General features: G+C 47.7%; 5 protein-coding genes. All 5 read left to right on the forward strand.

Annotation, left to right across the window (positions count from 1 at the left end; all coding sequences use genetic code 11):
* Positions 1 to 33 precede the first annotated feature (33 nt).
* The 5 genes from CBI30_RS03805 to CBI30_RS03825 all read left to right on the forward strand — a co-directional run bounded on the left by CBI30_RS03805 (position 34) and on the right by CBI30_RS03825 (position 7,619).
* The gene (locus CBI30_RS03805; protein ID WP_088527001.1) at positions 34 to 1,917 is read left to right on the forward strand and encodes a propionate--CoA ligase; all 1,884 of its coding nucleotides are present in this window, start codon (positions 34 to 36) and stop codon (positions 1,915 to 1,917) included.
* A 244-nt stretch (positions 1,918 to 2,161) separates the two neighbouring features.
* A complete protein-coding gene (gene carA, locus CBI30_RS03810; protein ID WP_088527008.1) occupies positions 2,162 to 3,355 on the forward strand; it encodes a glutamine-hydrolyzing carbamoyl-phosphate synthase small subunit in 1,194 nt (397 codons plus the stop codon).
* Entirely contained in the window at positions 3,355 to 6,618 is a 3,264-nt protein-coding gene (gene carB, locus CBI30_RS03815; RefSeq protein ID WP_088527002.1) for a carbamoyl-phosphate synthase large subunit, read from the forward strand. Before carA ends, carB begins: the two co-directional genes overlap by 1 nt.
* Positions 6,619 to 6,637: 19 nt before the next feature.
* On the forward strand, positions 6,638 to 7,114 hold the full coding sequence (greA, locus tag CBI30_RS03820) for a transcription elongation factor GreA (protein WP_088527003.1): 477 nt from the start codon (positions 6,638 to 6,640) through the stop codon (positions 7,112 to 7,114).
* A 19-nt stretch (positions 7,115 to 7,133) separates the two neighbouring features.
* Positions 7,134 to 7,619, forward strand: coding sequence for a DUF4149 domain-containing protein (locus CBI30_RS03825; protein ID WP_088527004.1), 486 nt, complete (start codon positions 7,134 to 7,136; stop codon positions 7,617 to 7,619).
* Positions 7,620 to 7,658 lie beyond the last annotated feature (39 nt).

Raw genomic sequence — 7,658 nt, forward strand, 5'->3', positions numbered from 1 at the left:
AAAGACACTTTAATTTACTTATTTAGGTTGACCATGTCCTATAAATCAGAACACGAACGCTCCATTAAAGACCCAGATAGTTTCTGGGGAGAGCAGGCAAAACTTATTCATTGGGAAAAGCCATTTAATAAGGTTCTGGATTATGCGAACCCTCCGTTTGCTAAATGGTTTGAAGGTGGTTTAACCAATCTTTGCTACAACGCAGTCGATCGCCACTTGAAGGATCGTGCCGATCAAATCGCTTTAGTTGCCGTTTCTACAGAAACCAATCTAGAAAAAGCGTACACATTTAAAGAGCTCTACGAAGAAGTTAATCGTATGGCGGCAATTTACAAAGCCAACGGTGTTCAAAAGGGTGATCGTGTATTGATTTACATGCCAATGATTGCTGAGGCTTGCTTTGCGATGCTGGCTTGTCTACGTATTGGTGCGATTCACTCTGTGGTATTCGGTGGCTTTGCATCCCATAGCCTGGCATCACGTATTGATGATGCCAAACCAAAAATGATTGTGACTGCCGAGGCAGGTGCTCGTGGTGGTAAGGCCGTTCCTTACAAGCCATTACTAGATGAGGCAATTACTCTGGCTAGTTACAAACCAGAAAAAGTCTTGATTGTGAATCGCGGTCTGACTGAGTTCACTATGGTAGCCGGGCGTGACTTAGATTACGCCGCTGAGCGCCAAAAACATCTCAGCGACTTAGTTCCTATCGAGTGGGTTGATGCAACCCATACTTCATATATTTTGTACACCTCAGGTACTACTGGCAAGCCGAAGGGCGTTCAGCGTGACACTGGTGGCTATGCTGTTGCTTTGGCGGCATCTATGAAGCATATTTTCTGCGGCAACCCAGGTGAGACCATGTTCTGTACATCTGATATTGGTTGGGTCGTCGGTCACAGCTACATTATTTATGCGCCATTGCTCAACGGTATGGCAACCATCATGTATGAAGGTACGCCGCTACGTCCGGATGCTGGTATCTGGTGGGAGTTAGTTGAGAAGTACAAAGTGTCAGTCATGTTCTCTGCGCCAACCGCAGTGCGTGTGCTGAAAAAGCAGGATCCTGCATTCCTCACCAAATACGATCTCTCAAGTCTGCGTGCATTGTTCTTGGCGGGCGAACCTTTGGATGAGCCAACAGCGACTTGGATTCATGATGCAATTAAGAAGCCAATTGTGGACAACTACTGGCAGACAGAAACTGGTTGGCCGATGCTGGCAATTCAGCGTGGTGTAGAAGTCATGCCACATAAGTTTGGTTCGCCTGGTGCCCCTTCTTTTGGTTACAACATGAAGCTCTTGGATGACGCCACCTCAGAAGAGTTGGGTCCAAATAAGAAGGGTGTGATTGCAATTGAAGGCCCATTGCCTCCAGGTTGCATGCAAACTGTTTGGGGTGATGACAAGCGTTTCGTGAGCACCTATTGGGAAACTATTCCCGGTAAGACGATTTACTCTACCTTTGACTGGGGTATCAAGGATGAGGACGGATACTTCTTTATCTTGGGCCGTACTGATGACGTGATTAACGTTGCCGGTCACCGCTTGGGTACGCGCGAGATCGAGGAAAGTATTTCCAGTCACCCTAATATCTCTGAAGTGGCAGTAGTCGGCATTGAGGACAAGCTCAAAGGTCAGGCGGCAATTGCCTTTGTCATACCGAAGGATGCTTCAAATACTGCTACTCTGGAAGCTGAATGCATGAAGACGGTGGACACGACATTGGGCGCGATTGCTCGTCCAGGACGCGTTTATGTAGTCACGGCATTGCCCAAGACCCGTTCCGGCAAGATCGTTCGTCGCGCACTCCAAGCGATTGCTGAAGGGCGTGATCCTGGGGACATCAGCACCATGGAAGATCAAACCGTTTTAGCTCAAATCAAGATCATCATCGAGCAAAGCGCGAAGTCTTAAAGCTAGTTCAGCATTAGTCAAATCAGCCCCTCAGTCGCATGACTTGGGGGCTGGTTACCTTCTGAGCCTAATTGACTGGGAATCCAAGGGTTTATACGCAAAACTGGTATCATTGTCAGATTCAAAACTTAATAAATTACCCTAGCGCTTAAAGACACTCACCTCCCGCACAAACAGTCCTGGGTTGGTCTTTTTGGGGTGTTGAGCGTCGGATGGAGCAGGGACTGGAGATGGTTTGTCACCCTTGCTTCCTTCTTTTCCCCCAGCCGTGTTGGCTTTAGCCGACGGCACACTATTTCCCGGTCTTAGCATTGGCGCCCCTGGCGAAACTACTGGCGAAGTCGTTTTTAATACCGCACTTACTGGCTATCAAGAGATCATTACTGATCCTAGTTACTCACGCCAAATCGTGACCTTGACCTATCCCCATATCGGAAACGTTGGGGTGAATGGGCAAGATGCCGAGTCGGATCAGATTCATGCTGCCGGGTTGGTCGTAAAGGACCTCTCTAAGCGAGTATCTAATTTCCGCTCTGAAGAAAGTCTCGATAGCTACCTCACCAAAGCGGGCGTGGTCGGCATTTCCGGAATCGACACCCGTAAGCTCACTCGCATCCTGCGTGACAAAGGCGCTCAGTCTGGCGCGATTGTTGCTGGCAAGATGGGTGATGACGTAGAGGTTCTCGGTAAGCAAGCCTTGGAATTAGCAAAAGCCTTTCCTGGTATGTCTGGTTTAGATCTGGCTAAAGTGGTCACAACTAAGACTTCCTATGAATGGCGTGAAGCCGAGTGGGACCTGCATGGTCCTGATGGCAAACCTGCATACAGAACTATAGATATCAGCAAGCCAATCAAAAAAGTCGTTGCTTATGACTTTGGTGTGAAGCGCAATATTTTGCGTATGCTGACTGAGCGAGGCTGCGAGTTAACCGTAGTGCCTGCACAGACTAGCGCTGCTGATGTACTGGCAATGAAACCAGATGGCGTGTTCTTCTCAAATGGCCCTGGAGATCCCGGTCCTTGTGATTACGCGATTGCCGCTGCAAAAGAAATTATTGAAAAGGGTATTCCCACCTTTGGCATTTGCTTGGGCCATCAAATTATGGGCTTGGCCGCTGGTGCCAAAACATTGAAGATGAAGTTTGGTCACCATGGTGCCAACCATCCCGTAAAAGATTTGGATACTGGGCGCGTAGCAATTACGTCTCAGAACCACGGTTTTGCTGTGGATGCCAATACCTTGCCCGAGAATATTCGTGTCACGCATGTGTCTTTGTTTGATGGATCGCTGCAAGGGCTTGCCTGGAAAGATAAGCCTGCCTTGTGTTTTCAAGGTCACCCTGAGGCCTCGCCTGGTCCTCATGATATTGCCTATTTATTTGATCGTTTTGTGGAGCTAATGAATGCTACCGATGTTGGCAATAAGGGAGGCAAATAATGCCTAAGCGTAGCGACATTAAGAGCATCCTCATTATTGGCGCTGGTCCAATTGTGATCGGACAGGCTTGTGAGTTTGATTATTCTGGTGCACAGGCTTGCAAAGCTTTGCGTGATGAAGGTTATAAAGTTATTTTGGTAAACAGTAATCCTGCAACCATCATGACTGATCCAGAGATGGCCGACGTGACTTACATCGAGCCAATTACATGGGAAGTGGTGGAGCGCATTATTGCCACCGAAAAGCCGGATGCAATTTTGCCAACGATGGGTGGACAAACCGCCTTGAACTGTGCACTTGATTTGCATCGTCATGGCGTTCTTGAAAAATATGGTTGCGAGTTGATTGGCGCTTCGCCTGAAGCGATTGATAAAGCGGAAGATCGCCAGAAATTTAAAGATGCGATGACCAAAATTGGTCTGGGCTCTGCCAAGTCTGGTATTGCGCATTCCATGGATGAGGCGCATGAAGTACAACAACGTATTCAGAAGGAGACTGGCAACGTAGGTTTCCCGGTAGTGATTCGTCCTTCATTCACCATGGGTGGTTCAGGTGGCGGCATTGCTTACAACCGTGAAGAGTTTGAAGAGATTTGTAAACGCGGCTTGGATTTGTCGCCAACTCGCGAGCTCTTGATTGAAGAGTCTCTATTGGGTTGGAAAGAGTTCGAGATGGAAGTGGTACGTGACCGCGCCGATAACTGCATCATCGTTTGCTCAATCGAAAACTTAGACCCAATGGGTGTGCACACCGGCGACTCCATTACGGTTGCTCCTGCACAAACTTTGACGGATAAAGAATATCAAATCATGCGCAATGCATCGATTGCCGTGTTGCGTGAAATTGGTGTTGACACTGGCGGCTCGAATGTTCAGTTCTCCATCAACCCAGAGGATGGCCGCATGATCGTCATTGAGATGAACCCACGTGTTTCACGTTCATCTGCATTGGCCTCCAAGGCAACCGGATTCCCAATAGCGAAGATTGCTGCAAAACTTGCGGTGGGTTACACCCTGGATGAGTTAAAGAACGACATCACTGGCGGTGCAACTCCAGCATCATTTGAACCATCAATCGATTATGTGGTTACGAAGATTCCTCGCTTTGCGTTTGAAAAATTCCCACAGGCGGATTCTCGTTTAACTACACAGATGAAATCCGTAGGCGAGGTAATGGCCATTGGCCGAACCTTCCAAGAGTCTTTCCAGAAGGCACTCCGTGGCTTAGAGGTCGGCGTTGACGGCCTAGATGAATTTTCTACAGACTTAGATGACATCATTCAAGAAATCGGCGAGCCAGGTCCGGACCGTATTTGGTATTTAGCGGATGCTTTCCGTATGGGAATGGGTCTCGATGAGATTTATAACGAGACTAAGGTCGACCCTTGGTTCTTGGAGCAAATCGAAGAGCTCGTAACAATGGAGACTGAGCTTAAACAGCGCAAGATCGATAGCTTATCCGCTCCTGAATTGCGTTTTATTAAGCAAAAAGGTTTCTCAGATCGTCGCTTGGCTAAGTTGTTGGGTGTAGATGCGTCCTCAGTTCGCGCTGCGCGTCACCGCCTCAAAGTAGTTCCTGTCTACAAGCGGGTAGATACCTGCGCTGCTGAGTTCTCAACCAACACGGCCTACTTGTATTCCACCTACGAAGCAGAGCATGGCGAGTGCGAATCACAACCCACCACCAAAGACAAGATCATGGTTTTAGGTGGCGGACCGAATCGCATTGGTCAAGGTATTGAGTTTGACTATTGCTGCGTTCATGCTGCTTTAGCAATGCGCGAAGATGGTTATGAAACCATCATGGTCAACTGCAATCCAGAAACCGTTTCTACTGACTATGACACTTCTGATCGTTTGTACTTTGAGCCATTGACGCTCGAAGACGTTCTGGAAATCGTGGCCATTGAAAAACCCAAAGGTGTAATCGTGCAGTACGGCGGTCAGACGCCGTTGAAGTTGGCTTTGGATCTCGAGGCAAATGGCGTTCCAATCATTGGAACATCGCCAGACATGATTGATGCTGCCGAAGATCGCGAGCGCTTTCAGAAGCTATTGCATGAGTTGAACTTGCGTCAGCCGCCTAATCGTACCGCCCGTGCGGAAGATGAGGCTCTGAAGCTTGCTGAAGAAATTGGCTATCCATTAGTTGTCCGTCCTTCCTATGTATTGGGTGGTCGTGCGATGGAAATCGTGCATGATGGTCGTGATCTCGAGCGCTATATGCGTGAGGCGGTCAAGGTTTCTCATGACTCACCAGTCTTATTGGATCGATTCTTAAATGATGCGATTGAGTGTGATGTGGACTGTATTAGTGATGGTCAACAGGTATTCATCGGTGGTGTGATGGAGCATATTGAGCAAGCCGGTGTTCACTCTGGTGACTCCGCCTGTTCATTGCCCCCTTACTCTTTATCGGATGAGACGGTTGCAGAGATTAAGCGTCAAACTGGAGCAATGGCCAAGGGTCTGAATGTGATCGGTTTGATGAACGTTCAATTTGCGATTCAGAATGTGGATGGCAAAGATGTTATTTACGTCCTCGAAGTCAACCCACGCGCTTCTCGTACTGTGCCGTTTGTTTCCAAGGCTACTGGTTTGCAGTTGGCCAAGATTGCAGCTCGCTGCATGGTGGGGCAAACTTTGGAACAGCAGGGCATTAAGAATGAAGTGAAGCCTGCTTACTACTCAGTAAAAGAAGCGGTATTCCCATTTAATAAGTTCCCGGGCATTGATCCGATTCTTGGGCCTGAGATGCGATCCACTGGTGAAGTAATGGGTGTTGGTAAAACCTTCGGTGAAGCACTCTTTAAGTCTCAGTTGGGTGCTGGTATTAAGTTACCTAAGAGTGGCACTGTAGTGTTGACTGTGAAAGACAGCGATAAGCCTAAAGCGGTTGAAGTGGCTAAGCTCTTACATCAGTTGGGATTCCCAATGGTGGCTACCAAGGGGACTGCTGCAGCAATCGAAGCAGCTGGTTTACCAGTCCGCGTGGTAAATAAAGTAAAAGATGGTCGCCCGCACATTGTTGACTTGATCAAGAATGGCGAGATCTCACTCGTATTTACTACTGTTGATGAGACCCGAACGGCCATTGCTGATTCACGATCTATTCGTACTAGCGCTCAAGCTAATAACGTGACTTACTACACCACGATTAGTGCGGCTCGTGCAGTGATGGATGGTTTGATGACTTCGCAAAATGGCAACAAAGAGTCTCTTGAAGTATATTCCTTACAGAATCTGCATAAGACTCTCAATTAATTTAAGTTAGGTTAGAAGCATGAGCACAATTCCAATTACTAAGCATGGTGCAGAACTTCTCAAAGAAGAGTTGTATCGTCTTAAGCATGTTGAGCGTCCATCCGTCATTATTGCGATCTCCGAAGCACGTGCCCAGGGTGATCTCTCTGAGAACGCTGAGTACGATGCCGCCAAAGAGAAGCAAGGCTTTATTGAGGGGCGTATTCAGGATCTTGAGGGCAAGCTTTCAGCTGCACAGATCATTGACCCCGCTAACCTAGATGTAAATGGACGTATCGTATTTGGTGCAACTGTAGATCTCGAAGACCTTGAAGATGGTACAAAGCTCACTTATCAAATCGTGGGTGACGATGAAGCTGACATCGCTGTAAACAAGATCTCAATTAGCTCCCCAATTGCCCGTGCCTTAATTGGCAAAGAAGAGGGCGATGTGGTGGCTGTTCAAGCTCCTGGCGGTAATCGCCAAGTAGAAATCCTCGCGGTTCGTTACATTTAATAGTTCTAAGTCATTTCATATGAAGACTCTGGATACTTCTAGTTACTTAGGGGCTCAAAGAATCTTCATTCTGATTGCAGGCTTATGGGTGGGAAGCCTCCTTACTGTGGGCTATCTCGTTGCTCCAGCTATCTTTAGCACTATGACGGATCGCCAAGCAGCTGGTATGGTTGCTGGTAGCATCTTCAGGTTGGAGGCTTATCTAAGCATGATCGTATGCATCGGCTTAATGGTGCTGGCCAATCTCTTAGTTAATCGTAGCCTTCACCAATTTAAAATCATTCGCTGGCTTTTATTGGCAATGTTGTTTTGCTCGGTTGCCGCTGCTTTTGTCTTTATTCCTTGGATGAATGCCCTAAGAGATAACGCGCTAGCGCAAGGCATGCCAGTGATGCTTTCTCCTTCGGCAATGCTGTTCGGTAGATTGCATGGCGCTTCGAGCATTCTGTTCATGATCCAAAGCGCCCTTGGAATCTTCTTGGTCTGGCGACTGACTAAGCGATAAGTATTCGCAAGAATCAACAGAACACCAGCAATAAAAAAA

The organism is Polynucleobacter aenigmaticus, assembly GCF_002206635.1.
GTDB classification, from domain to species: Bacteria; Pseudomonadota; Gammaproteobacteria; order Burkholderiales; family Burkholderiaceae; genus Polynucleobacter; species Polynucleobacter aenigmaticus.